General features: G+C 69.4%; 23 protein-coding genes. 6 read left to right on the plus strand and 17 right to left on the minus strand.

Going from position 1 to position 25,347, the window contains the following annotated elements:
- Positions 1–3: 3 nt before the first annotated feature.
- A complete protein-coding gene (locus tag G6N61_RS07820; RefSeq protein WP_163918013.1) occupies positions 4–1,176 on the minus strand; it encodes a glycosyltransferase in 1,173 nt (390 codons plus the stop codon).
- 61 nt (positions 1,177–1,237) lie between these two features.
- On the opposite strand from G6N61_RS07820, the gene G6N61_RS07825 reads away from it, so the two are divergent.
- Positions 1,238–1,675: a limonene-1,2-epoxide hydrolase family protein gene (locus G6N61_RS07825; protein ID WP_163918014.1), complete on the plus strand. Its 438-nt coding sequence runs from the start codon at positions 1,238–1,240 to the stop codon at positions 1,673–1,675.
- Positions 1,676–1,696: 21 nt separating this feature from the next.
- On the opposite strand, the gene pspM is transcribed toward G6N61_RS07825, so the two are convergent.
- From pspM to pgsA, 4 genes are all read right to left on the minus strand, one after another.
- Positions 1,697–2,518 carry a phage shock envelope stress response protein PspM gene (gene pspM, locus G6N61_RS07830; RefSeq protein ID WP_163918015.1) on the minus strand — a complete coding sequence of 274 codons (822 nt, stop codon included), beginning with the start codon at positions 2,516–2,518 and terminating at the stop codon, positions 1,697–1,699.
- Positions 2,519–2,539: 21 nt separating this feature from the next.
- Complete coding sequence (gene pspA / locus G6N61_RS07835) at positions 2,540–3,352, minus strand: phage shock protein PspA (protein ID WP_163918016.1); 813 nt, start codon at positions 3,350–3,352, stop codon at positions 2,540–2,542.
- Positions 3,353–3,514: 162 nt separating this feature from the next.
- The gene (clgR, locus tag G6N61_RS07840) at positions 3,515–3,844 is read right to left on the minus strand and encodes a transcriptional regulator ClgR (RefSeq protein ID WP_163918017.1); all 330 of its coding nucleotides are present in this window, start codon (positions 3,842–3,844) and stop codon (positions 3,515–3,517) included.
- A gap of 105 nt (positions 3,845–3,949) precedes the next feature.
- The gene (gene pgsA, locus G6N61_RS07845; RefSeq protein WP_170314458.1) at positions 3,950–4,558 is read right to left on the minus strand and encodes a CDP-diacylglycerol--glycerol-3-phosphate 3-phosphatidyltransferase; all 609 of its coding nucleotides are present in this window, start codon (positions 4,556–4,558) and stop codon (positions 3,950–3,952) included.
- 18 nt (positions 4,559–4,576) lie between these two features.
- On the opposite strand from pgsA, the gene G6N61_RS07850 reads away from it, so the two are divergent.
- Positions 4,577–5,092, plus strand: a complete 516-nt coding sequence (locus G6N61_RS07850; RefSeq protein ID WP_179973586.1) for an amino-acid N-acetyltransferase — start codon at positions 4,577–4,579, stop codon at positions 5,090–5,092.
- 16 nt (positions 5,093–5,108) lie between these two features.
- On the opposite strand, the gene G6N61_RS07855 is transcribed toward G6N61_RS07850, so the two are convergent.
- On the minus strand, positions 5,109–7,661 hold the full coding sequence (locus G6N61_RS07855) for an FtsK/SpoIIIE family DNA translocase (RefSeq protein WP_163918019.1): 2,553 nt from the start codon (positions 7,659–7,661) through the stop codon (positions 5,109–5,111).
- 222 nt (positions 7,662–7,883) lie between these two features.
- Here G6N61_RS07855 and G6N61_RS07860 point away from each other — a divergent pair, with 222 nt between their 5' ends.
- The 4 genes from G6N61_RS07860 to G6N61_RS07875 all read left to right on the plus strand — a co-directional run bounded on the left by G6N61_RS07860 (position 7,884) and on the right by G6N61_RS07875 (position 12,184).
- Positions 7,884–10,043 (plus strand): SulP family inorganic anion transporter, encoded by a 2,160-nt coding sequence (locus G6N61_RS07860; protein ID WP_163924667.1) that lies wholly within the window; start codon positions 7,884–7,886, stop codon positions 10,041–10,043.
- Between the two features lie 91 nt (positions 10,044–10,134).
- Positions 10,135–10,449, plus strand: a complete 315-nt coding sequence (locus G6N61_RS07865; RefSeq protein WP_163918020.1) for a putative quinol monooxygenase — start codon at positions 10,135–10,137, stop codon at positions 10,447–10,449.
- A gap of 1 nt (position 10,450) precedes the next feature.
- A complete protein-coding gene (locus G6N61_RS07870) occupies positions 10,451–11,281 on the plus strand; it encodes a mycofactocin-coupled SDR family oxidoreductase (RefSeq protein ID WP_163918021.1) in 831 nt (276 codons plus the stop codon).
- A gap of 30 nt (positions 11,282–11,311) precedes the next feature.
- Entirely contained in the window at positions 11,312–12,184 is an 873-nt protein-coding gene (locus tag G6N61_RS07875; protein WP_163918022.1) for an SAM-dependent methyltransferase, read from the plus strand.
- Between the two features lie 18 nt (positions 12,185–12,202).
- Here the strand turns inward: G6N61_RS07875 and G6N61_RS07880 are convergent, their stop codons facing one another.
- From G6N61_RS07880 to G6N61_RS07930, 11 genes are all read right to left on the minus strand, one after another.
- Positions 12,203–14,326, minus strand: coding sequence for a thiamine pyrophosphate-dependent enzyme (locus G6N61_RS07880; protein WP_407666477.1), 2,124 nt, complete (start codon positions 14,324–14,326; stop codon positions 12,203–12,205).
- 89 nt (positions 14,327–14,415) lie between these two features.
- Positions 14,416–15,624, minus strand: coding sequence for an acyl-CoA dehydrogenase family protein (locus G6N61_RS07885; RefSeq protein ID WP_163918024.1), 1,209 nt, complete (start codon positions 15,622–15,624; stop codon positions 14,416–14,418).
- Positions 15,625–15,663: 39 nt separating this feature from the next.
- Positions 15,664–16,899, minus strand: a complete 1,236-nt coding sequence (locus tag G6N61_RS07890) for an amidohydrolase family protein (protein WP_163918025.1) — start codon at positions 16,897–16,899, stop codon at positions 15,664–15,666.
- Positions 16,900–16,930: 31 nt separating this feature from the next.
- Positions 16,931–18,004: an FUSC family protein gene (locus G6N61_RS07895; protein ID WP_163918026.1), complete on the minus strand. Its 1,074-nt coding sequence runs from the start codon at positions 18,002–18,004 to the stop codon at positions 16,931–16,933.
- Between the two features lie 16 nt (positions 18,005–18,020).
- Complete coding sequence (locus G6N61_RS07900) at positions 18,021–18,563, minus strand: (2Fe-2S)-binding protein (RefSeq protein ID WP_235887451.1); 543 nt, start codon at positions 18,561–18,563, stop codon at positions 18,021–18,023.
- Positions 18,553–19,434, minus strand: a complete 882-nt coding sequence (locus tag G6N61_RS07905) for an FAD binding domain-containing protein (protein WP_163918027.1) — start codon at positions 19,432–19,434, stop codon at positions 18,553–18,555. Before G6N61_RS07905 ends, G6N61_RS07900 begins: the two co-directional genes overlap by 11 nt.
- Entirely contained in the window at positions 19,431–21,776 is a 2,346-nt protein-coding gene (locus tag G6N61_RS07910) for a xanthine dehydrogenase family protein molybdopterin-binding subunit (protein WP_235887452.1), read from the minus strand. Before G6N61_RS07910 ends, G6N61_RS07905 begins: the two co-directional genes overlap by 4 nt.
- On the minus strand, positions 21,776–22,570 hold the full coding sequence (locus tag G6N61_RS07915) for an ABC transporter permease (RefSeq protein WP_235887453.1): 795 nt from the start codon (positions 22,568–22,570) through the stop codon (positions 21,776–21,778). The genes G6N61_RS07910 and G6N61_RS07915 overlap by 1 nt, the downstream gene beginning before the upstream one ends.
- Entirely contained in the window at positions 22,567–23,418 is an 852-nt protein-coding gene (locus G6N61_RS07920; protein ID WP_235887454.1) for an ABC transporter permease, read from the minus strand. The genes G6N61_RS07915 and G6N61_RS07920 overlap by 4 nt, the downstream gene beginning before the upstream one ends.
- Positions 23,415–24,248 carry an ABC transporter ATP-binding protein gene (locus G6N61_RS07925; protein ID WP_163918028.1) on the minus strand — a complete coding sequence of 278 codons (834 nt, stop codon included), beginning with the start codon at positions 24,246–24,248 and terminating at the stop codon, positions 23,415–23,417. Before G6N61_RS07925 ends, G6N61_RS07920 begins: the two co-directional genes overlap by 4 nt.
- A 41-nt stretch (positions 24,249–24,289) precedes the next feature.
- The gene (locus tag G6N61_RS07930) at positions 24,290–25,291 is read right to left on the minus strand and encodes an ABC transporter substrate-binding protein (protein ID WP_163918029.1); all 1,002 of its coding nucleotides are present in this window, start codon (positions 25,289–25,291) and stop codon (positions 24,290–24,292) included.
- Positions 25,292–25,347: the final 56 nt, after the last annotated feature.

A 25,347-nucleotide genomic window follows, 5' to 3' on the forward strand; every position in this document is an offset into this window, starting at 1 on the left:
AATCTACCGAGCGACCGCCAGTGCGTCGTGGCACACCCGTACCGGATCGGCGACGGCGCCTGCGCTCGCGCCCGCCCGCCGCGCCGCTGCCCGGTAGCGCGGGTCGGCGAGGACCGCGCCCACCGCGGCCGCCAGCTCGTCGGCGGCCAGCGGCCGGATCAGCTCCGCACTGCCTTGGCGCACCAGACGATTGGCGATCTCCCACTGGTCTCCCCCGCCGGGCACCACGACCATCGGCACACCCGCGAGCAGCGTCTTGGACACCATGCCGTGCCCGCCGCCGCAGATCACCAGGTCCGCCGCCGCGAGCAGTTCGTCCTGGCGCCCCAGCCCCACGACCGCCCACGGCGGCACCGGCACGCCTGCCCCGCCCAGGCGCGACACCACCACGCGCGCACCGTCGGGCAGCGACCGCCCCGGCACCAGGGTCTCGAGCGCCAGCTCCGCCAGTCCGCCCGTACCCGTCGTCGCCGTGGACGGCGCGACGACGACCAGCGGGCCGGTGCCGTCGGGAACGTCGAGTGCGGCGTCGGTCGGCTCGAAGTGCAGCGGGCCGACGATGACGGCCTCGGCGGGCCAGTCCGGCCGGGGCACCTCGAGCGCCGGCAGCGTCGCGATCAGTCGCCGACGCGGCCCGGGGTCGAGGGCCGGTAGCCCGATGCCGCCCCTGGCCTGGGCGCGCTGCGCCTCCCCTTGGCGTACCGATCGTGCGGTGAGCGCTCGCATCACGGTGTCGCGCAACCGTCCCCGCACGCCGGTTCCCGGGGCGAGCCCGCTGCCGATCGGCGGTAGCCCCTTCGACGGGCGGTACAGCGGATGCGGGCACAGCTCGACCCACGGCAGCCCGATGAGGTCGGCGGCCATGCCGCCGCAGGCCGTGATCACGTCGGAGACGATCAGGTCCGGCGCGAGGTCACGCAGCCGCTGCTCGTTGCACACGGCCATCTTGGCGGCCCTGCGGTGGATCTTGGCGCCGGCGTCTTCGTCGTCGTCGTCGGCGGTGGCGTCGAGGCCGTCGAGTTCGACCGCCTCGATGCCGGCGCGCCGTGCGGTGTCCAGCCACTGACTGCCGGTCAGCAGAATCGGCTCGTCACCGGCGGCGCAGAACCGCAGGCAGAGAGCCATCGCGGGGAACGCGTGTCCCGGATCGGGTCCTGCGACCACTGCCACGCGCATCGCATCACCCTGCCACAGCCACCCTGTCGCGCTGCGGACGAGGAGCATAGGCTCGGCAACCATGACCGAGCAGACGCCGGCGATAGCCGCCACGGACAACGCCACCATCGTCGAGACGTTCCTCAATGCGCTCGCCGACCAGGACTTCGACGCCATCGAGTCGCTTCTCGCCTACGACGTGGCCTACCAGAACGTCGGGCTGCCGACGATCCACGGCCGTGACCGCGTGGCGAAGCTGATGCGCGGCATGGAGGGCAAGATGGCGTTCGAGGTGAAGTTCCACCGCAACGTCGCGCAGGGTTCGACGGTCCTCAACGAGCGCACCGACGCGATCGTCGTGGGACCGCTGCGGATGCAGTTCTGGGTGTGCGGCGTGTTCGAGGTCGAGAACGGCCGGATCACGCTGTGGCGGGACTACTTCGACTACGTGAACTTCACCAAGGCGATCGTGCGGGGCGTGCTCGGGATTGCGATCCCCGCGCTTCGACCGTCCATGTGACCGGCCGGGTCGTGTGACCGGTCAGGCGCCGCGGCGCAGGTGACCCAGCTCGTCGAAGGCGTACGCCCAGCCGGCCAGGCGGTCGGTGGCCATGCCCAGCTCGCGGCGGTGGCGCTCGCCTGACATCGCCGACGACGACATCGGCCCGTTGTTCGCCGCGGAGACGAGCTGCGCTGCGGCAGTGACCATCTCGTCGTACTGCCGCACACCTGTCTGCAGCTGGGCGGTGAACGCGCCGATGGTCGGGGTCAGGTGCGCTCGCGACTGCGGTGCCGAGGCGATCGCCCGCTCCATCGACACCACCTCCTTGGCGGTGGCCGCCATGGCCGTGGCGGTCTGATTGGCCGCGTCGGTCACCTCGCGCAGTTCGTCGGCGGGCAGCATCCGGCCCCGCTCCATGACGCCGAGCAGGGAGAACAGTCCGCGTTCGGCCGACGCCAGCGCGGCCATCGGCTGCCGGGCGGCCGATCCCCACGGCGGCAGCCGACGGGTGGAGCGCTGCGCGGGAAGCGGTTGCGCCTTGAGCCAGCGGTAGCGCAGGAACGCCAGCGTGGCGAGGAACGCCGCACCGATCGCGATGGGGCTGGGAATCAGCAGCGCCCACGCGGGCGTACTCCACGACGCCAGCACCGCGGTGACCGCGATCCAGAAGCCGGTCGCGAAGGTGAAGAAGATGCCTGCGCGCAACGCCCACCGCCGCTTGCGGAGGAGCTTCGCGCGCTGATCGGCTGCCGCACCGAGGCGCTCGGCCAGCACGTCCGACCACTCCGCGGCGGTGTCGACACCGCGCTGCATCAAGGTCTTCCACGCCTGCTGGCGGAGCGGCTGCGGGTTGGTCGGCATGTTCCTCACCTACTCATCGGGTTACTGCGACAGCGGGTTCTCCGGCGCTGCTGCCGGAGGGTTGGTGGCAGGCGTGGCGGGCGTCGCGGTGGACCCACCGGCGGCGAGCGAATCCCCGCGCATCGACGCGCGGATCTGCTCGAGGCGCGAGTGGCCTGCCATCTGCACGCTGGCCTGCTGCACCTCCATCATTCGACCCTGCACGGAGTTCTGAGCGAGTTCGGTTGCGCCCATCGCGTTGGCGTAGCGACGTTCGATCTTGTCGCGGACCTCGTCGAGGCTGGGCGTGCTGCCCGGCGCCGAGAGTTCGCTCATCGACTGCAGCGACGCACTGACCTGCTCCTGCATCTTGGCCTGCTCGAGCTGGCTGAGCAGCTTGCTGCGCTCGGCGATCTTCTGCTGCAGCACCATGGCGTTCTGCTCGACGGCCTTCTTGGCCTGGCCTGCGGCCTGCAGCGCCTGGTCGTGCAGCGACTTGAGGTCCTCGACGCTCTGCTCGGCGGTCACCAGCTGGGCGGCGAAGGCCTCGGCGGCGTTGGTGTACTCGTTGGTCTTGGCCGCGTCGCCGTTGGCCGCGGCCTGGTCGGCGAGGGTGAGCGCCTGGCGGACGTTGACCTGCAGCTTCTCGATGTCGGCGAGCTGACGGTTGAGCCGCATCTCGAGCTGACGCTGGTTGCCGATCACCTGTGCGGCCTGCTGGGTCAGGGCCTGGTGCTGCCGCTGGGCATCCTCGATGGCCTGCTGGATCTGCACCTTCGGATCGGCGTACTCGTCGACCTTGGAGCTGAACAGCGCCATCAGGTACTTCCACGCCTTGCTGAAGGGATTGGCCATGAGTTCGGTCCGCCTTACGAATCGTTGTCCGGTCGATCTGTCACTGCCCGGAGCCGGCACGCCGGCCCAGCGGGGTTCGCACTACCTGCCAACTTAATGGTTTGGCACACACCGCCACACCCCTGCACGGGATTTAGCGACGGCCGCGCCGAGCTGGAGCAGCTATGCGACCGCCATCGAGACGACCTGCGGGATGACGACCTTGGTGGAGACGTCGATGTTGGCTGCGCTCGCAGCCCTGGTGTCGGCTTCGCGTTCGGCGTGCTCGAGCACCTCGCCTGCGTTGGTCAGCACGCGCGACATCGGCACGTCGAGGGCCGAGCAGATGGCGCTGAGCAGCTCGCTCGACGCCTCCTTGCGGCCACGTTCGACCTCGGACAGGTATCCGAGGCTGACGCGTGCGTCGTCGGAGACTTCACGCAAGGTACGGCCCTGCGCAGTCCTGGCTTGGCGCAGCACGTCGCCGATCACTTCACGCAGCAATGCCGTCATCGGGGCTCCTTCGACTGGGTCTTCGGGCAGTCTTAGTTGCCAACGCCGACGACCGCCGGTTTGGTTCCCGCCGCCGCGACATCGTCTGCGACGCGTCACGAGGGCTCAGGCGGTGCGCGCCCCGCGCACGGCCGACAGCACGTAGTCCAATCCCGTGAGCACGGTGAGCACGACGGCGGCGACCATGAGCACCCACGCCCCGGTCAACCACGCGCCGGACAGCGGGAGCACGAAGAGGCCGATCGCGACGGCCTGCACCAAGGTCTTGAGCTTGCCGCCCCGGCTGGCGGGAATGACGCCCGTGCGGATGACCGCGAAACGCAGCAGTGTGACGGCTATCTCACGCACCAGGATCACCACGGTTACCCACCACGGCAGGTCCCCCAGCAGCGACAGACCGATCAGGGCGGCGCCGATCAGCGCCTTGTCGGCGATCGGGTCGGCGAGCTTGCCGAACTCGGTCACCATGCCGTAGGCGCGGGCGATCTCGCCGTCGATCCGATCGGTGATCACCGCGACGGTGAACACCGCGAAAGCCACCAGACGCCAAAATGTTTCGTGTCCGTCACCGACGAAGAGCGCCGCGAGGAACACCGGCACCAGTACGACCCGCAGGCCAGTCAGGAGGTTGGCGACGTTGACGACGCTGACGTGCGGAACCACTGGATTGCTCTCAGACTGGCTCGGCACCGCAACAGAATATCCGTTGCGCATGCGGATACCCTCGCTGCTGTGACCGAGGCGCCCGGAAGTGACGGTTTCGTGGTCCGTCGTGCCCGTACGTCGGACGTGCCGCACATCAAGGCTCTCGTCGACATCTACGCCGGCCGAATCCTGCTGGAGAAGAACCTCGTCACTCTCTACGAGGCGGTCCAGGAGTTCTGGGTGGCCGAACTCGACGGCGAGGTGGTGGGCTGCGGCGCTCTGCACGTCCTGTGGTCGGACCTCGGCGAGGTGCGCACCGTCGCAGCCCACCCGAAGGTCCGCGGGCGCGGCGTCGGACACGCCGTGGTCGAGCGGCTGCTCGACGTGGCGCGCGAATTGCGGCTCGAGCGCATCTTCGTGTTGACCTTCGAGACGGACTTCTTCGCCTCGCACGGGTTCGAGGAGATCGACGGCACGCCGGTCACCGCCGAGGTGTACGACGAGATGCGGCGGTCTTACGACATCGGCGTCGCCGAGTTCCTCGACCTGTCCTACGTCAAGCCCAACACCCTCGGAAACACCCGAATGCTGTTGCTGCTGTAGGCGTCAGCGTGACGGGTCAGAAGTCGGGCTCCTCGGCGTCGGCCCCGTTGGCGTCCGCCCCGCCACGGATCAACGCCAGGGTGCCCGCCAGCTCGTCGGGCTTGACCAGCACCTCGCGCGCCTTCGACCCCTCCGACGGCCCGACGATCTGCCGGGTCTCCATCAGGTCCATCAGGCGGCCCGCCTTGGCGAACCCGACCCGCAGCTTGCGCTGCAGCATCGACGTCGAGCCGAACTGCGAGGACACGACGAGTTCGACGGCTTGGAGGAGGACGTCCATGTCGTCGCCGATGTCGGGGTCGACGTCGCCGCGCTCCCCCGTCGCCTTGGCGGCGGTGACGCCTTCGATGAACTCCGGCTCGGCTTGGGCCTTGGTGGCCTCGACGACGGCCTGGATCTCCTCGTCGGAGATGAACGCGCCCTGCAGCCGGATCGGCTTGTTGGCGCCCATCGGCAGGAACAGACCGTCGCCCATGCCGATGAGCTTCTCGGCGCCGGGCTGGTCGAGGATGACGCGGCTGTCGGTCAGCGACGACGTCGCGAACGCCAGCCGGGACGGCACGTTGGTCTTGATCAGACCGGTCACGACGTCGACCGACGGCCGCTGCGTGGCGAGCACCAGGTGGATGCCCGCGGCACGGGCCTTCTGCGTGATGCGGACGATGGCCTCTTCCACGTCGCGCGGCGCGGTCATCATGAGGTCGGCCAGCTCGTCGACGATCGCCAGGATGTAGGGGTAGGGCTTGTAGACCCGCTCGCTGCCCAGCGGCGTCGTGATCTCGCCCGACCGGACCTTTTCGTTGAACACGTCGATGTGCCGGACGCGGGACGCCTGCATGTCCTGGTAGCGCTGCTCCATCTCCTCGACCAGCCACGCCAGCGCGGCTGCCGCCTTCTTCGGCTGGGTGATGATCGGGGTGATGAGGTGCGGGATGCCCTCGTACGGGGTCAGCTCGACCATCTTCGGGTCGATGAGCACCATCCTGACCTCGTCGGGCGTGGCGCGCGTCAGTAGCGAGACCAGCATCGAGTTCACGAAGCTGGACTTGCCGGAGCCGGTCGAGCCCGCGACCAGTAGGTGCGGCATCTTGGCGAGGTTGGCGTAGATCATCTCGCCCTCGATGTCCTTGCCGAGGCCGATGATCAGCGGGTGGTGGTCACTGCGCACGCCGGGATCGGTGAGGACGTCGGCGAGCCGGACCATCTCGCGGTCGGTGTTGGGCACCTCGATGCCGACGGCCGACTTGCCGGGGATCGGCGCGAGCATGCGGACGCTCTCGGTGGCGACGGCGTAGGCGATGTTGCGCTGCAGTGCGGTGATCTTCTCGACCTTCACGCCCGGCCCGAGTTCCACCTCGTAACGGGTGACGGTCGGACCGCGGGTGCATCCGGTGACGGCGGCGTCCACCTTGAACTGCTGCAGCACCGAGTTGATCGAGTCCATCATCGCGTCGTTGGCGGCGCTGCGCAGCTTCGGCGGGTCGCCTGCGATCAGCAGGTCGAGTGACGGCAATGCGTAGGGCCCCTCGACGACGCGGTCGAGGACCAGGGTCTCCTGCTTCTTGGGTGCCTTCTTGCGCTTGGCGACGCGGGCCGGCTCGGGTGCGGCCGGCGCCTCGTCCTCGAGCGGGTAGTTGTCGTACGGCGTCCCACCGGACGGCGGGGCGACGGGGGCTGCCACGGGGGACGCCGGAGCAGCACCCGGCCACGCGCGCGCCTCGTCGCCGGAGTAGGCGGCGGGGTCGTCGTAGTAGCCGTCGGAGAAGTCCTCGTCCTGCGCCTTGGCCGATGCGTGGGCCGGGAGGTCGTCGGAGTACTCGTCGTCGTAGTCGTCGTCGCGGTAACCGGTCGAGAAGAGGTCGCGCAGCGTGGCGGGTACCTCGCGGATGGTGGTGCCGGTGATGAGCAGGACGCCAAAGAGCGCCCCCATCACGAGCAGCGGCGCGGCGATCCACGGCGTGAGGCCGTCGGAGAGCGGGCCGCCGATGGCGAAGCCGACGAACCCTGCGCCGCCACGCCGTGCGACCGGATCGGCCGGGGCGCCGGCCCAGAGGTGCCACAGTCCGAGGACGGGCAGCGTGATCATCGTCGATCCGAGGATTAGGCGCGGCCGGATGTCGGGCTGCGGTTCGGTGCGCATGAGGACGACGGCGATGGTCGCGAGCAACAACGGAATCAGCACCACGGCCGAGCCGACGAGCGTGCGCACCGCGACGTCGATCCAGCCGCCGACCGGACGGGCCGCGTCGAACCACGAACTGGCGGCGATCACGACGGCGACGCCGAGCAGGGCCAGCGCGATGCCGTCGCGCCGGTGGCCCGGCTCGAGGTCGCGCGCACGCCCGATCGACCGGGCGGTGCTGCCCGCGCCCTTGGCGAGCATCAGCCAGCCGGCGCGGGCGCCACGGCCTACCGCGGCACCGGCGGATCCGGCCGCGGAGTTGCCCGTGCTGCGCTTCTGCGGCTTCTTCCTTGGTGCGGCCGGGCGCTTCGGTGCCGAGGCGCCTCGGGAACCCGCCCCCGACCTGGTGTTTCGCGAGCCAGATCGGTTGACGGTCTTACTTGCCATGCGGGTCAGCCTAGTCGCAGAGGACCCATTTGCACCATCAGCCACACGGGTAACAACTAGGCATCCTTCAGGCAACGGAATGCACTCTGCCGCGGCACCGTTGCCGACCTGCGCCTTCGTCAAACGTGGCTAGCGTCACCGATTGGTAACGCGACGGATTCCGTAGCCGCCGCTACTCTCGACACGGTGAACGCGACGACGGATCTCGCCAATGTTAAACCATTGTTACGCAATGTTTTTCGATATGATGTCCCAGCGTCGCTGGTGGTTTTCCTTGTCGCACTGCCGTTGTCGATCGGCATCGCCGTGGCCTCCGGCGCACCGGTGGTCGCCGGGCTGATCGCCGCGATCGTCGGCGGCATCGTCTGTGCGGTCGTCGGCGGCTCGCCGCTGCAGGTCTCCGGGCCCGCCGCCGGACTCACCGTCGTCGTGGCCGAACTCGTCGCTCAATTCGGTTGGAAGGCAACGTGCGCCATCACCGCCGCCGCGGGGGTGATGCAGATCCTGCTGGGGCTCAGCCGAATTGCCCGCGCAGCACTGGCCATCGCGCCGATCGTCGTGCACGCGATGCTCGCGGGCATCGGCATCACCATCGCCCTGCAGCAGGTGCACGTCCTGCTCGGCGGCGGCCCGCGCAGCAACGCCTGGGAGAACCTGACGGCACTGCCCGGTCAGGTGGCCGCACCGCAGTGGTCGGAGGTGTTGATCGGTGGTCTGGTCATCGCGGTGATGCTGCTCTGGCGTTTCGCCCCAGGAAAGGTGCGGGTGGTACCCGCGGCGCTCGTCGCCGTGGTGCTGGCCACGTCGGTGAGCTATCTGCCCGGCCTGAGCACCGACCGCATCACGCTCGACGAGTCGGTGATCGACGCGATCGGACTGCCGGAGATGCCGGAGGGCACCTGGAGCGCGATCGCCATCGCGGTACTCACCGTCGCCCTCATCGCGAGCGTCGAGAGCCTGTTGTCGGCGACCGCGGTCGACAAGATGCACACCGGTCCACGCACCGACTTCAACAGGGAACTCGTCGGCCAGGGCACCGCCAACGTCGGCTCCGGACTGCTCGGCGGACTGCCCGTCACGGGCGTGATCGTCCGCAGCACGGCCAACGTCTCGGCAGGTGCCAAGACCCGCGCGTCGGCGGCGCTGCACGGGGTGTGGCTGCTGCTGTTCTCAGTGTTCCTGGTGAACGTCGTCGAGATGATCCCCAATGCCGCACTGGCCGGGCTGCTCATCGTCATCGGCATCCAGCTGGTCAAGCTCGCGCACATCGACCTGGCCCGCCGCACCGGCGAATTGGTCATCTACTGCGTCACGCTGGCGGCCGTCGTCTTCCTCAACCTCCTCGAGGGCGTGATGATCGGACTGGTGCTCGCGATCGCCATCGCCGCGTGGCGGATCGTGCGGGTGTCGATCGTCGCCGAGGACCTGACCGATCGCATCGAGACCGACGGCCCCGCCCGCTGGCACGTCGCGATCACCGGATCGTGCAGCTTCCTGGCCCTGCCGCGGCTGACCGCGGCGCTGGCGAGCATCCCGCCGGGTGCCGAGGTGTTCGTCGACCTCAACGTCGACTACCTGGATCACGCGGCCATGGACACCCTCACGGAGTGGATCCGCCAGCGCCGCGACAAGGGCGACGAGGTGACGGTGACCGAAACTGGAACGGCGCGAATGGAGTTCGCGCACGACCGGCCGCCGCGTCGCGACACCGAGGGCCGGCGGGTGATCTCCGCACTGCGGTCGATCCTGCCGCCTCAGTTCGCCGGCGGCGTCGACCGCTTCAACAACGGACTCGCCCCACTGCTGCGGATGGCCGATGCCGATGCTCCCCACGATCCGCACACGATGCTGGTCACCTGTGCCGACGCCCGGATCCTGCCCAACCTGATCACCGACAGCGCGCCGGGAGAACTGCTCAACGTGCGCAACGTGGGCAACCTGGTGGGCGGTGACCTCTCGGTCGAGTCGGCGCTGAGCTATGCGGTGGAGCGGTTGTCGGTGCGGACCATCGCGATCTGCGGCCACTCCGGCTGCGACGCGATGCACGACCTGATGCACGGCACCGCGCGGGGATCGATGCAGCAGTGGCTCGACCACGGCGCCGAGAGTCTGGCGGCGTTCCGCGACTACCACCCGGTGGCACGTGCCGCCGCCGAGGCCGGCTTCACCGGAGCCGATCAGTTGAGCGTCGTGAACGTGGCGACCCAGGTGCAGGCCGTACAGCGGCACCCTCAGGTGGCCGAGCGGATAGCGGAGGGATCGGTGACGGTCGTCGGCATGTTCCTCGATCTGGCGACCGCGCGGCTCTACCTCGTCGGTGCGGAGGAGGTCACCGAGATCGACCAGCGCGGTGCGAGTACGGCGAAGTCGGCGACGACGTGATCGGTGAGGTCGCCAGTTAGTGAGGTGACCTAAGCTGCGGCCCAGTAGTGTGTGCGCCGAATCACTCATCGAAGAGTCACGAGGAGCCACCATGCCAGTCGTCGTCGTCGCCACCATGACCGCCAAGCCCGACTCCGTCGACGCGGTGCGGGACGCGTGCGTCAAGGCCATCGAGGCGGTGCACTCCGAGCCGGGTTGCGAGCTGTACTCGTTGCACGAGGCCAACGGCACCTTCGTCTTCGTCGAGCAGTGGGCCGACGAGGAGGCGTTGAAGACGCACAGCACCGCCCCCGCGATCAGCGCACTGTTCGGCGCGGTCGGCGAACACCTCGACGGCGCACCGGACATCAAGATGCTCACGCCGGTGGTCGCAGGCGATCCCGCCAAGGGTCAGCTCCGGAGCTGACGTGGCTGCGCCCGACGGCCCGTTGAAGGGCAAGGTCGCGTTCATCACCGGCGCCGCCCGCGGTCAGGGCCGCGCCCATGCCGTGCGGCTGGCGTCCGACGGCGCCGACGTCATCGCCGTCGACCTGTGCGACCAGATCGCCTCGGTCCCCTACCCTATGGCCACGGCCGACGACATGGCCGCCACGGTCAAACTGGTCGAGGACACCGGCGCTCGCATCGTGGCCACCCAGGCGGACGTCCGGGACCGCGCAGGACTCAAGAACGCACTGCGGGCGGGTGTCGACGAACTCGGTGGGCGTCTGGACATCGTGATCGCCAACGCGGGGATTGCGCCGATGGCGGGCGAGAACGCCTGGCACGACGTCATCGAGGTCAACCTGACCGGCGTGCACCACACCGTCGACGTCGCGATGCGCCCGATGATCAAGGCAGGCAACGGCGGGGCGATCGTGCTGATCAGCTCCGTCATGGGCCTCGTCGGCCTCGGCTCACCGTTCGCCGGTTCCATCGGCTATGCGGCGGCCAAGCACGGGGTCGTGGGCCTGATGCGTTCGTATGCGAACCTGTTGTCCCCGCAGAACATCCGGGTCAACTCGGTACATCCGGCCGGGGTTCGCACCCCGATGATCGACAACGAGTTCACCCGGCAGTGGCTCGCCGAGATGACCGGCGACGCCGAGGGCTCGCAGAACATGGCGGGTGCGGCGAACATGGAGACCGTCGAACCCGAGGTCATCGCCGAGACCGTGGCCTGGCTGGTGTCCGACACGGGCAAGCACATCACCGGCGTCGCCCTCCCCGTCGACGACGGCTACGTGAACAAGCGCTGACCCTCACCCGGAGGACCGGAGGAGCCGACGATGTCGCGAAACCCGGCTGCCGCCACTGCATTCGGACCCATCGTGCTGTCCGCAGTCGAGCAGCACGAGCGAGCAGACCGACGCCTGGTCGACGACGACCTCGCCGCGGCGTTCCTTCCGCTGCCGTTGCGGCTGCTCGTCGCCGCGACCAGATGGCCCCGACTCCGACGTGCCGTGATCGGCGCCTCCGAGCGCTCTGGGCCAGGACTGTGGGCGAACCTGACGTGCCGCAAGCGCTACGTCGAGGACAATCTGCGGCACGCGCTCGCCGACGTCGACGCCGTCGTGGTGCTCGGCGCCGGGCTCGACACACTGGCGTACCGGATGGCCCGGGTGAGCGACGTGCCGGTGTACGAGGTCGACCTGCCGGTCAACGTGGCGCGCAAGCACGACGTCGTCGCCCGTGTCCTCGGCGGCCCGCCACCCTCGGTCGTGCTGGTGCCCATCGACTTCGAGCGTGACGACCTCTTCGCCGTGCTCGCAGCGCACGGCTATCCCCCGGATGCCCGCGCCTTCTTCGTGTGGGAGGGCGTCACCCAGTACCTCACCGAGTCGGCCGTGCGGGCGACGTTCGCCCAGTTGGCCGGTGCGCCCGCGGGCAGCAGGCTCGACCTCACCTACGTCCGGGCGGACTTCATCTCCGGCGCCGACCTCTACGGCGCCACGTCGCTGTACCGGCGGTTCCGGCAGCGCCGTCAGATCTGGAAGTTCGGCCTGGCACCCGAGGACGCCGAGGACTTCCTCGAGGGTTACGGCTGGCGACTGGTCGAACAGCTGGGACCGAACGAACTGCGCGAGCGGTACGTCCGGCCCACCGGACGCGACCTGCCCGCCTCCGAGATCGAGTGGTCGGCGTACGCGGAGAAGCGCTGACGCAGGACCCTCGTTCGGTCAGCGCTGCGTCGAACGCACCAGCTTGATGGCGGCATCGGTGATCGTGTCCTCGGACAGCAGCACCTCCAGTGCCGCATCGCCCAGCGGAATGAAGCTGTCGCGGCTCGCCACCCGCGCCAGACCGCCCGCGTAGCCATGGTCGATCAGCGCGGTCACGACACCCTCGCTGACACCGCCACTCTCGCGGGTCTCGTCGACGACCAGCACGCGGCCGGTTGCCGCCGCCTCGGACAAGATGTCGCGCACCGGAAGTGGTGCGAGCCAGCGCAGGTCGACCACGCGCGCGAAGATGCCGAGTTCGGCCAGCCGACGCGACACGCGCAGGCTCATCCGCAGCCCGTTGCCGAACGTCACGATGGTCAGATCGGCGCCGTCGCCGTGGGTTCGGGCGCGACCCAGCGGCGCGACCTCGCCGGTGTCGGGCGCGAGCCACAGATCGTCGCCGTCGTCGTAGAGGTCGCGGGTGTGGTAGAGCGCGATGGGCTCGAGGAAGATGCAGACGGTGCCCGCCGTCTTGGCGGCGAGCACGCACGAACGCAGCAGCGCCGCAGCGTCGTCCGGGCGGGCCGGCGAGGCGACGACCACGCCGGGGATGTCCCGGATCGCGGTGATCGAGTCGTCGTTGTGGAAGTGCCCGCCAAACCCCTTCTGGTAGCCGTACCCGGCGATGCGGACGACCATCGGGTTGCGGTACTGCCGGTTGGAGAAGAACTGCAGGGTCGCAGCCTCGCCGCGAATCTGGTCGGCGGCGTTGTGCAGGTAGGCCAGGTACTGGATCTCGGGGATGGGCAACAGGCCCGAGACCCCGGCGCCCAGGGCGAGGCCGAGGATGGACTGCTCGTCGAGCAGCGTGTCGAACACCCGCGCGGTGCCGTATTGCGCCTGCAGGCCGCGCGTCACGCCGTAGACGCCGCCCTTGCGTGCGACGTCCTCGCCGAACACCAGTGCCTCGGGTTGCGCTGCCAGTACCCCTTCCAGCGCCCGGTTGATCGCCTGCGCGACGGTGACCGGCGTGGCCCCGCCGGTGGAGTCGTCCCGGGGCGCAGCGGCCGCCTCCTCGGTGGCCGAGACGGCGTCGGCGAGGCTCTCGCGCAGTGGCGCCATCACCGCGGCGGGCTCGTCGAGCTGAGCGAGTTCGGCCACCTCGGCGGCCATGTCCAGCACGCGCGTGCGCTTCGCCTCGTAGGCGTCGAGCAGCTGCTGAGGGTCGACGACCCCGGCCTCGACGAGCAGCCGGGCGGTGCAGGTCAGCGGATCTCGGGCGAAGTCGGCCGTGATCTCGTCCGGTTTGCGGTATGCCGGTTCGTAGTCCGATCCTGCGTGACCCATCAGGCGCACGGTGCGCAGGTGCAGGAACGCGGGCTTGCGGTGCGTGCGGACGAACGCCGCAGCCTCGCCTGCGACCGCGAGAACCGACGGCAGGTCACGGCCGTCGGCGCTGAAGTACCGCAGCCCCTCGCGGTCGTCGTAGGTCCGCGCGATCCAACCCTGCGGCGTCCGCGTGCTGATGCCGATCCCGTTGTCCTCGCACACCAGTAGCAGCGGCATCGGCAGACCTTGATAGGCGGTGTGCATCGCGGCATTGATGGCACCGACCGCGGTCGAGTGGTTGGCCGAGGCGTCCCCGAAACTGCACACCGCGAGTGCATCGGTGGGCCAGGCGCTCTCGACGCCAAGCTTGCGCGCCCTGGCTATCGAGAACGCCACGCCGAGCGCCCTCGGCAGATGGGAGGCGATGGTCGAGGTCTGCGGGATCACGTTCAGGTCGTGGCGGCCGAACACCTTGTGCCTGCCCCCGGAGATCGGTTCCTCCGTGGCGGCCACCAGCCCGAGCAGGACGTCGCGCAGCGGGTCGCTGCCGTCGACCTGGGCCGCGCGGGCGAGGAAGAAGCCGCCGGAGCGGTAGTGCAGCAGCGCGGGGTCGGTGGGGCGCAACGCCGCCGCGACGCCCGCGTTGCTCTCGTGGCCTGCCGAACCGATCGTGTAGAAGCCCTTGCCCCGCGACCGTAGCCACCGCGCGGCCAGGTCGAGGTGCCTGCTGCCCAGCTGCGCGTCGAAGACCTCGAGGCACTGCGACGGCGAGAATCCCCGTAGCACTTCGGGATTCGGATCATCCGGCACCGTCAGCGCCGAGATGGTCGCGGTGAAGTACTCGTCGATCGATTCGGCCACCGTGCTCTACCGTGCCTTCCCTGACCCGACCCGACCCGTCAGCGGAACGCGGCGGTGCCGGTGAGCGCCTGCCCGATCACCAGGGTATGCATCTCGCTGGTGCCCTCGTAGGTCAACACCGATTCCAGGTTGTTGGCGTGCCGCATCACCGGGTACTCGCCGGTGATGCCGCTCGCACCCAGGATGGTGCGCGCCGTGCGCGCGATCGCGATCGCCTCGCGGACGTTGTTGAGCTTGCCCAGGCTCACCTGCTCGGGCGCCAGACCGTCGCCGTCCTTGGCCCGGCCGAGGTGGATCGCCAGCAGGAATCCCTTACCGTACTCCAGCGTCATGTCCGCCAGTTTCTGCTGGGTGAGCTGGAATCCGCCGATCGGCCGGTCGAACTGCATGCGCGACTGCGCGTAGCTCAGCGCGGTCTCCAGGCAGTCCCTGGCGGCGCCGACCGAGCCGAAGACGATGCCGAACCTCGCCTCGTTGAGGCAGCTCAGCGGTGCGCGCAGACTGGTGGCCCCCGGCAGGCGGGCGCTCTCGGGCAGCCGCACGTCGTCGAGCACCAGTTCGCTGGTGACCGAAGCCCGCAGCGACATCTTGGAGGTGATGGTGCGGGCGGTGAAGCCCGGCGTGTCGGTGGGGACGGCGAAGCCCCTGATGCCGTCGTCGGTGCGCGCCCACACGATCGCGACGTCGGCGACCGAACCGTTGGTGATCCAGGTCTTGGTGCCGTTGAGTACCCAGTCGTCGCCGGATCGGACTGCGCGGGTGCGCATCCCGGCCGGGTCGGAGCCGAAGTCCGGTTCGGTCAGCCCGAAGCACCCGATCTTGCGGCCGGCCGCCATCTCCGGCAGCCAGTGCTGCTTCTGCTCCTCGCTGCCGAATGCGTGCAGCGCGAACATGGCCAGGGAACCCTGCACGCTGACCAGCGAGCGGATGCCGGAGTCGCCTGCCTCCAGTTCGAGGCAGGCCAGGCCGTACGCCACGGCCGACGTGCCTGCGCAGCCGTAGCCCTGTAGGTGCATGCCGAGCAGTCCTAGGCTGCCGAGTTCGACGGCCAGTTCGCGGGCGGGCAGTTCACCCTTCTCGTACCAGGAGGCGATGTCGGGTGCGATGCGACTCTTGACCAGAGCGCGCACGGTGTCCCGGATCTGGCGCTCCTCGTCGTCGAGCAGGCTGTCGACCCGCAGCAGGACGTCCGGCGTGGTGGGTCCGGCGTTTTGGGAAGGCGTGTGCTGAGAAGGCCTCGTGGACATGGGAACTCCTGATCTGTTTCGGGGGGCCGGATGGAAGTGTCAGCAGCAGCCGGAGGCGTGTGCTCCGGCCGGGGTAGGCCGGTCCTGCTCGCGACGCCGCGGCGCACCGCGCCACGTCACCGATCGACTCGGAGGCGGGGTCTGCTCGCTGCGACTGGCGACCAGCGGAACCCCGTCGACCAGCACCGAAGCGATGCCGGGCAGGTCGCCCATGGCGAAGCATTCGAGCGCGTCGGTCGCCGTCGACCCCGTGATGGGTCCGAGCACCAGCAGGTCGGCGGGCATGCCTTCGGCGATGACGCCGGTGCGCAGCCCGTGTGCGCGAGCGGTCTGACCGGTGGCGGCGGCGACTGCCGACACCGGATCCATGCCGCACACCGAGGCGATGAAGCACACGTTGCGCAGCATGCCGCGCGGGATGACCCCGGTGCCGCCGGGTGTGTCGGTGCCCAGCGTCAGCCGGTCGAGCCGGCCATGCCGGGTCAGCTCGTCGACCACCACCGTGGTGGCCCGGTAGTTGTTCGAACTGCACACCTCGACGTAGGTGTCGGGCAAGCCGGCGATGATCGCCTTGATGTCCGAGTCCGGCGGTGGGATCGGCCCACCCGAGATGTGCCCCACGACATCGGGTCTCACTGCCATCACCACGTCGGCGCCGGCCACGCGGCTGGACCCCGACCGCGACACTCCGCCGGAGTGCATCTTGACGGTCATCCGGCGTTCGTGCGCCCATCGAACGTAGCGCTGGGCTTCGCCGTCGCCGAGCCGGTTCCAGTCGTAGAAGATGAACTTGAGCTGGTCGATCCCCTCGCGGTGTGCACGGTCGAAGTGTTCCTCGGTCATGCCGGGAACCAGCAGCACCGTGCCCGCATCGACCTTGACTCCCGACGGCCGCATGCGTCCGGTGGTGTGCTTGCTCGTGATCGCGATGCTCAACACGAGTTCGGGAGTGAGGGCGTCGAAGGCCAGACCTGGGATGTGCAGTTCGCCTGCCGAGACCATCGAGGTGGTGCCACCGTGCAGATAGTTGTGGATCCATCCGACGGCGTTCTGGGCCGGTGTCCACTCACCGAAGGTGGGGTGGACGTGGCCGTCGACCAGACCCGGCATCACGGTGAGCCCGTTCGCCGACAGGACCCCGTCGGCGTCTTCGCCGCCGGTGCCGATCGCTGCGATGAGGCCGTCCTCGATGAGCAGTGTGGTGTCGCGGATCGGCGCCATCGACCGGTCGCCGTGCACCAGGAGGCCGATGTCCTCCACGAGCAGCGAACTCACCTGACTCCTCCTTGGTTGGATTTTGTATACACTATCCGAACCCGTCTTCCCGGGGAAGCCGGTCCCGAGAGGTGAACCGGCTCAGCAGCAATGGCCCGAAGACCACCGCGACCACGATCGCGGCGCCCGCCAAATTCATGAGCAGACGGACTCCGCCCTCGTACCAGGGGAACAGCGCCGGATACTCGCTGATGACCAGCAGCACGGGCGGTCCCGTCACCGCCCACCACGTGTAGTTCACCGGCCGCAGCGCCATCGCCAGCGTGAACAGCACCACCGTCGCGGCGGCAATGACCACGAAGCCGGGCCGCGCACCCAGCAGGACCGCAGCGATCAACGCACCCACGGCGTTGCCCGAAAGCCGCTGCGCCAAACGCATTCCGGTGTCCGCGGCGGTGGGTTGCACGGTCAACAGCACGCTGGTCACCAGCCAGTGACCCCCCACCAGGTCGTCGGGCAGCAGACCGGCCAACAGGACGGCGACCGCGACCGCGACGCCGACCCGGACGGCGTGCCCTCCCGCGTCCCGCGGACCGGGCTGGGCAGGAGACGTTCCGGGCGGGCGAAGCTGGGTGGGAAATGTTCTGGGCGGGCTCTCGGCGGAACGCACGGCGCGCGAGCCCACGAACCACACCGTCCAGGCCACCACGACCAGCGCCGCGCCGGCTGCGTACGACAGCAGTGCTGCAACCGGGAACTGCTGCGCCCCGGCGACGTGCGTCAGGTCGACGGCGACCAGCACGACCGCCAGGCCCGCCGTCGGTCCGACCCGGTTGGCGAGCGCGCCGACGACCGCGGCCGTCACGGTCGCCACGCCGAGGGCGACGGAGTGGTCGACGGTGAGCACGGCGGCTCCCGCACCGAGCAGCACCGCAACGGACCTGACGGCCATGACGGTGACCGCTTGCCGCCAGGCCTGCGGGAGCGACGGCACGGCGGTCAGCACGAAGCCCAGCGCCACTGCCGATCCGATCTCCCCGCGGTCGAGGGCGGCGGCCACCGCGAGGATCGCCCCGAGGGCCAGCGCGAGGCAGGCCGCCATCCCCCACCTGCTGCGGCCGACGGGGCGCAGCAGTTCTCGAACCCGCCGGCGTGGTGACGACACGGCGGACCCAGCGTCGTCAGTCGGCACTGTCCCCGCTGTCCGGGGGCGCCGCGGCATCGAGGACCGCCGCCACGATGCCCTGGTACCCGGTGCAGCGACAGATGTTGCCCGACAGTGCCTCTCGCACGGAGTCGGCAGTGAGCGGCTTCTCGGCGTCCGGGTCGCGAAGCAGTTCCACCGCGCTGACCAGGAAGCCAGGGGTGCAGAACCCGCACTGCAGGCCGCCGCGCTCGGAGAACGCCTTGCGCAGCCGCGCCGACTCCTCGAACTGGTCGAGTCCCTCGACGGTGTCGACGCGCATTCCGTCGACCTGGACGGCCAGCGTCAGGCACGCCCGTGCAGACCGTCCGTCGACGAACACCGTGCAGGCTCCGCACACGCCGTGCTCACACCCGAGATGCGTTCCGGTGAGACCGAGATCGTCGCGCAGGAAGTCGGCGAGGACGCGTCGCGGCGGCACCGACCGCGATACCGATTTGCCGTTGACCGTCACCGTGATCGTCACGTGCGCCGGGCTTTCGGTGTCTGGGGTGCCAGTGGTCGGGGTTTCAGCGGACAAGGTGGGGCTCCCCTCCTACGGCGGTGGCACGCCGAGTCGCCTCGGCCATCGACTCGGCCAAGGCGGTCGCACACAGCCGTCGGACGTAGTCGGCGTCGTCGGCCGCCGGTTCGACATTTCGGGTCCAGGCCTGCGCGAGGTCCTCGAACAGCCGGTCATCGGGGAGCATGCCGATCGCGTCGTCGCCGACGAACGGCAGCGGTCGGTCGGCGACGCTGAGGGCGGCCGCCCGCAGCGCCGAGATGCGTCCGTCGGGCCCCAGCGTGATCACACAACCCGCGCCGGCCAGCCCGTAGTCGCCGTGCTGGTGGGCGTACTCGACGAAGCCCCAGCCCTGGTCCGGCCGGATCGCGGGAACGGAGATCCAGGTGACCATCTCGTCGGGTTCCAGCGCGCTGGTGTAGAACGACACGAACATCTCGTCGGCGGGCACCTCGCGTCTGCCCCTGGCCATGGAGTCGACGTGGAACGTCGCGCCGAGTAGCAGTGTCGCCAGCGGCATTTCGGCGGCGGGGTCGGCATGGGCGATGGAGCCGCCGATGGTGCCGCGGTTGCGGATGCCGACGTGACCGATGTAGCGCGCCGCGTCGGACAGCAGAGGTGCGCGTGCGGCGACCAACGGGTCGACCTCCACCGTGCGGTGGGTCACCAGCGCGCCGAGGATCAGGTCGTCGGTGTCGTCGAAGATGCGGCTCAGCTCGGTGAGCCTGCCGACGTCGATGACGGCCGAGGGTCGCGCGAGCCGCAGGTTCATCAGCGTCAGGAGGGACTGCCCGCCCGCGAGTAGTTTCGCGTCCGGGTCTGCCGCCAGCAGGTGCAACGCCTCGGCGACCGATTCCGGCCTGTGATAGGCGAATTCAGCGGGCTTCACGCAGGAACCCCCGTCATCGCCCTGCACAGGTCGCCGCTGTGGATCGGCGTCGTCGCCACGTGGAGGCCACCTCCCACCGCGTCGTCCACGGCGCTTGCGATCGCCGAGTACACCGCGATGGTGCCGCTCTCCCCCGCGCCGCGGACGCCGATCGGATTGGCCGGGGTGTCGACGTGGAGGTGGTTGACGACGACGTTCGGCACGTCGGTGGTCAGCGGCAGGTGGTAGGCGGCGAAGGTCGTGGACGTCGGTTCACCGGTCGCCGAGTAGCGCCACGCCTCGAACAGCGCGCCGCCGATGCCCTGGGCGACGCCGCCGACGATCTGGCCCTCGACGATGCGGGGGTTGATCTCGCGGCCGCCCTCGTGAGACACCGCGTAGCGCAACACCTTCACGATGCCGGTGCGGCGGTGCACGCCGAGAATGACCGCGTGGACCCCCATCGTCCACGTCACGGTCGGGACGCGGAACACGGTGCTGACGTCGAGCGCGGGACCGCCTTCGTCGGCCCCGCCCACGCACCGGGCGGCGGCCAGGTCGGCCCAGTCCACCGTCCTCGCGCCGGCGCGGAAGCATCCGTCGGAGTACTCGACGACGTCCGCCTCGGCGTCGAGGCCCATGAGTGCGGCGGCCCGGCGTGCGGCCATGTCGATCAGTTCGCCTGCGGCCTGGTGCACGGCGGAACCGGCCAGGATGGCCGACCTGCTGGCGAACGTGCCGACGCCGTCGGGCAGCCGTTCGGTGTCGGCGGGCCGGTAGCGCACCTGCCCCAGCGGCACGCCGAGGGCATCGGCGGCCACCTGCGCGAAGACCGTCTCGTGGCCCTGGCCCGCAGACGCCGCGCCCGCCGTGACCTCGAACCGGCCGTCGGAGCGCAACCGCATCCTGGCCGTTTCGTGCGGGCCCCTGCCCGTCGCCTCGAGGTACGACGAGAGCCCGTACCCGATGCGGTGGTCGGGATGCTCGGCGGCACAATGCTCGATCTCCGAAGCCGGCAGTGCCCGCACCGCCGACTCGAGGCACGCGAGGTAGTCACCGCCGTCGAATGCGATCGGCACGCCGTCGCGGTACGGGATGGGCCGCGCGTAGGGCATGTCGTCCGCGGTGAGGAGGTTTCGCCGGCGGATCTCCGCGACCGACAGCCCCAGCGCGGCGGCGGCCGCATCGAGGCTGCGCTCGAGCGCGAAGGTGGCCTCGGGACGCCCGGCTCCCCGGTACTGCGCGACGAGGGTCTTGTTGGTCAGGGCAGCACGGCCGGTGACGTGCACGGCGGGAATCCGGTAGGGACCCATGAGGTGGATTGCGGTGTTGGCGACGATGCCCGACACCCACAGGCTGCCTGCGCCGATGTCGACGACGAAGTCGTCCTCCCAGGCCAGGATTCGGCCGTCGGCGTCGACGGCGAGCCGGGCCCGGTGCAACTGGTCGCGCGCCTGGGCGCTCGCGACGAGGTGTTCCTGGCGGTCCTCGGTCCAGATGAGCCTGCGTGCGGTGCGGCGTGCCAGCACGGCGAGCACCACTTCCTCGCCGTAGACGTTGGCCTTGGTGCCGAACCCGCCACCGACGTCGGGTACCGAAACCTTGACGTCCTCGCGCGTCCAGCCCGTGACCGCGCAGATCGCGTTGCGCACCATGTGCGGTACCTGGGTCGACGTCGTGACGTCGACCCGCTGCCGCGCCGGGTCGTAATCGGCGAGTACACCGCGGCATTCGAGGGGGACCGCGCCGTGCCGCTCCATCCGGTAGGTCCCCTGCACCACGTGGTGGGCGGCCGCGAAGGCGGCCTCGGGGTCGCCGAATGCATACTCCAGGCTGGCAGCCTCGTTGTCGTCGAGGTGGTCGAAGAGCACGGGACTCGTCGGCTGCAGGGCCTCTTCGGCGTCCACCACCGGGGGCAGCGGCCGGTACGACACCTCGACGCGCTCGGCGGCGTCCTCGGCCAGGTACCGGTCGTCGGCGATGACGACGGCGATCGGCTGGCCGACGTAGTACGCGGTGCCGCAGGCCAGGATGGGCAGTCGCTGCTCGGCGAGTGTCAGCGACGTGGCGGCGGTGAAGTCGGGGTCGGGGATGGTCAGCGCTGGGATCGGGGTGTCGGTGAGCCCGAGGTCGGCGGCGAGGAACACGCCGTGCACGCCCGGCGCTGCCTCGGCGGCCGTCGTGTCGACGTGTTCGATCGTGGCGTGGGCCTGGGTGGACCGCACGAACACGACGTGTGCGGCGCCTGCGGAGTGGTCGGCGAGGAACCGTCCGTTCCCGCCGAGCATCCGGTCGTCCTCCCGGCGCCGCACCGAGGTGCCGACCCATCCGCGGGCGGTACCCGGCTCAGGCGATGGGGACATCAATGGAGCCGTTTCTCCCACTGCCACAGCGCAATCGAGATGCCGAAGGAGATGGTGATCAGCAGCATGATGGTGGCCACCATCGACGGGTAGTCGCCGTGACTGTAGGCCTGCAGGACGACGCGGCCCAGTCCGCGTCGGGTGGCGAAGAACTCCGAGAGCACCACGCCGACGACCGCGAGGCTGACGGCCAGCCGCACACCGGTCAGCATCGGCCTGCGGATGGCGGGGAAGATGATGTGCACCAACGTCTGCCAGGCGTTGGCCTGTACCGAGCGGGCGAGCTTCCAGTACACCTTGGGGATCTCCTGCACCCCGGTGGAGACGTTGACGAGCACGGGGAACAGTGCGAAGAGCACGCCCATGACGACCTTGGAGCCGGACAGGCTGAAGATCGGCAGGAGTACCGGGTAGAGCACGATCTTCGGGATGCCGTTGAGCATGATGATCAGCGGCTCGAAGATGGTCCGCAGCCTGCGGGACAGGCCGAGCGCCAAACCGGTTGCACCACCGACGGCCGTGCCGATGACGAAGGCCATCAACACCGATTGCGCCGTCACCCTCAGGTCGAACAGGTATGCCGGGTCGGACAGATTCTCGACGAGCACGGTGAGGGTTTGCAGCGGCGATGGGATCACGAACGTGAGGCCGGACATCACCTCCCAGGCGACGAGGACCAGGACTGCCAACGCGGACGCGCCGAACAGCTGGCTGCCGAGCACCCGGCGCAGGGTGAGACGCCGTCGGGCCGGGGTCGCGGTGGTTACCGGGGTCTGCGGAAGTGTCGCGGTCACGAGTTCCTCCCTCGCAGCAGGAGCCGCTCGACGGCTGCCAGGACGAGCGTCAGCAGGCACGACAGCAGCAAGACCACCACGATGTAGGCGAACATCTCGGTGTTGTCGAAGATCTCGTACAGGTAGCGGATCCGGTAGCCCAGACCCGCCTGAGCCGTGGTGAACTCCATCGCGATCGTGCCGATCAGCGCGTACACCACGCCGAGGCGCAACCCGGCGACGATGTACGGTCCGGCGGCCGGGATGGCGATGGCGAACAGGGTCTGGCGGGGCGACGCGCGCAGCGATCGTGCGAGTTTCAGGTACACCGCGGGCATCTGGTTCAGCCCGACCGCGGTGTTCAGCGCCATCGGGATCGCGGCCATGATCGTCGCCAGGATGATGACGGACATCGCGTTGATGCCGACCAGCACGATCATCACCGGGTAGAACAGCACGAGCGGTACGGCGTAGAACGACACCAGGTAGGGCTCGAACACCCGGCCCAGCAGTGGGACCTTCCAGAACAGCAGGCCCGCAACGAAACCGAGGAAGCACCCGAACAGGATCGACAGCGATACCTCGATGCCGGTGCGCTGCGCGTCGAGCCAGAACTGCGGCTCCGTGAGCAAGCGTCCGAGGGCGGTGAAGATCACCGACGGTGCGGGCAGGACGTGGTCGCTCCACCAGCCGGCGCGGGAGCCGATCTCGGCGAGCACCGTGAACAGCAGCACCAGCCCGACCGTGGAGCCCACGCCGATTGCCAGATCACCGAACCTGCGCCTGCGCGGCGTCGGCTCGGGCGTCGCGGCGTGCGGTGGGGTGGTCTGCATGGGCGGATCGTCGGTGGCGGTGATGGACGTGGTCACGTCGCCGCCACCTCGTCCTGACGCTCCGCGGGCGGCTCGCCCGTCTCCTGCTGCTTGAACCCACGCATCGACTCGGCCTGCAGCGAACCCCAGATGCGGTTGTGCAGTTCGTTGAACCGCGGCGTCGAGACCACCCCGGCGTCGCGCTCGGCGGGCAGGTCGATGTCGACCACGTCGATGATCGTGCCCGGCCGGTACGACATCACCCACACCTGCTGCGAGAGCAGGATCGCCTCGGATATGTCGTGGGTGACGAACATGATCGTCTGCTTCGTCCGGGCCCAGATCTGGCGGACCTCGGCGCCGAGGAACAGCCGGGTCTGCTGGTCGAGTGCCGCGAACGGCTCGTCCATCAGGACCACCTCGGGTTGCACGGCGAGCGTGCGGGCGAGCGCGACGCGTTGCCGCATGCCACCCGAGAGCATGGAGGGATAGGACTTCTCGAAGCCGCCGAGCCCCACCAGTTCGATGGTGTCCCGGGCGCGTTGCTTACGCGTCGCCTTCGGGGTTCCGATCATCTCCATCGCGAAGGCGACGTTCTCCTCGACGGTGCGCCACGGCAGCGTCGAGTCCTCCTGGAAGACGACGCCGATCTTCGGGTCGGGCCCGGTGACCGGCTTGCCTGCCACGCTGACCGAGCCGGTGGTGGCCTTCTGCAGTCCCGACACGACGGCCAGCAGCGTCGACTTGCCGCAACCGCTCGGCCCGACGATCGACACGAAGCTCGAGTGGGGAACGGTCTGGTCGATGCCGGTGACCGCAGTGACCTTGCGCTCGGGCGTGTCGAATACCACTGACACCCCGGCCATCTCGATGCCTTGGGAGTTCACGGATGCACCTCTCTTGGATCGGTCGGTCGAAGCAGTGTCGATCAGAACGACGTCTTGGCGTCTTCGGGCAGGTACTGCTGGTCCAGGACGGTGGCCCAGTCGACGGGAGCCTCGATCTGGCCCGCGGCGACCATCAGGTCCGACAGGTTCTTCAGCCCGTCGGCATCCACCTTCAGCGAGTAGCCCTTTGCGAGGTCGGGGCTGTTCGCGAACGCCGACTTCATGACCTCGGGTGAGACGCCCACCAGCGGTGCGATCTCGGTAGCCGCCTCGTCGGGGTTCGAGACCACCCACTCGTTGAGCCGGTCCGCCACCTTGAAGAACGTCTTGACGTTCTCGGAGTTCGCCTCGGCGTACTCGGTGTTCACGGCCACGAGGTCGGCAGGCAGATCGCCGAGCACCTCGCGCGAGTTGACCAGGATCTGCGCGTTGTCCGACGCCTGCTTGTCCGCGATGAACGGCTGCATGGCCCAGCCCGCCGTGATCTGGTTCGCCTTGGCCGCCGTCCAGTTGTCGCCCATCTGACCGACGGCCTGCGCGCGCACGCCCTGGCCGAGCTTGCGCTCGAGACCCTTGACGAGGAGTTCGGTCGAGGAGCCTGCCGAACTGAAGCCGAGCGTCGCTCCGGCGATGTTGCGTCCCGGTGGGCAGATCCAGGAGAAGTCGTTGACCTGGAACCACGGCGCGATGACCTTGAGATTCGAATTCGGTTGCTGCGCAGCGAGAAGCACCGAGCTGTTGCCCGCGATGGCCATGTCGGCGTCACCGCTGGTGACCACGCGCAGGGTGTTGCCTCCGCCGCCACCGGAGAAGAGGTCGACCTTCAATCCCTCTTCCTCGAACCACTTCTTGTCGATGCCGGCCTGCAGGATCGCCATGAACGGCAGGCTGTCGACGCCGGTCGCGGAGATGCTGAGCGTGTCGGTGCCCGACCCACCGCTCCCCTCGCCCGGGCCTGCACCCTCATCGGCGCACGCCGTGGTGCCGACGAGCAGGGCGGTCGCGGCGACTACGGCGCCGATCAGCTTGGGGAAACGAGACATCAGAGAGACCTCCGAGGGTCGATGAATATTGGATACACTATACGAAGCACTGTGAT

Source organism: Mycolicibacterium arabiense, from assembly GCF_010731815.2.
Lineage (GTDB): Bacteria > Actinomycetota > Actinomycetes > Mycobacteriales > Mycobacteriaceae > Mycobacterium > Mycobacterium arabiense.

Coding starts and splice junctions, on each gene's coding strand:
- G6N61_RS07820 (WP_163918013.1), bottom strand. CDS start 1,176: ATGCGCGTGGCAGTGGTCGCAGGACCCGATCCGGGACACGCGTTCCCC.
- G6N61_RS07825 (WP_163918014.1), top strand. CDS start 1,238: ATGACCGAGCAGACGCCGGCGATAGCCGCCACGGACAACGCCACCATC.
- pspM (WP_163918015.1), bottom strand. CDS start 2,518: ATGCCGACCAACCCGCAGCCGCTCCGCCAGCAGGCGTGGAAGACCTTG.
- pspA (WP_163918016.1), bottom strand. CDS start 3,352: ATGGCCAATCCCTTCAGCAAGGCGTGGAAGTACCTGATGGCGCTGTTC.
- clgR (WP_163918017.1), bottom strand. CDS start 3,844: ATGACGGCATTGCTGCGTGAAGTGATCGGCGACGTGCTGCGCCAAGCC.
- pgsA (WP_170314458.1), bottom strand. CDS start 4,558: ATGCGCAACGGATATTCTGTTGCGGTGCCGAGCCAGTCTGAGAGCAAT.
- G6N61_RS07855 (WP_163918019.1), bottom strand. CDS start 7,661: ATGGCAAGTAAGACCGTCAACCGATCTGGCTCGCGAAACACCAGGTCG.
- G6N61_RS07865 (WP_163918020.1), top strand. CDS start 10,135: ATGCCAGTCGTCGTCGTCGCCACCATGACCGCCAAGCCCGACTCCGTC.
- G6N61_RS07875 (WP_163918022.1), top strand. CDS start 11,312: ATGTCGCGAAACCCGGCTGCCGCCACTGCATTCGGACCCATCGTGCTG.
- G6N61_RS07885 (WP_163918024.1), bottom strand. CDS start 15,624: ATGTCCACGAGGCCTTCTCAGCACACGCCTTCCCAAAACGCCGGACCC.
- G6N61_RS07910 (WP_235887452.1), bottom strand. CDS start 21,776: ATGTCCCCATCGCCTGAGCCGGGTACCGCCCGCGGATGGGTCGGCACC.
- G6N61_RS07930 (WP_163918029.1), bottom strand. CDS start 25,291: ATGTCTCGTTTCCCCAAGCTGATCGGCGCCGTAGTCGCCGCGACCGCC.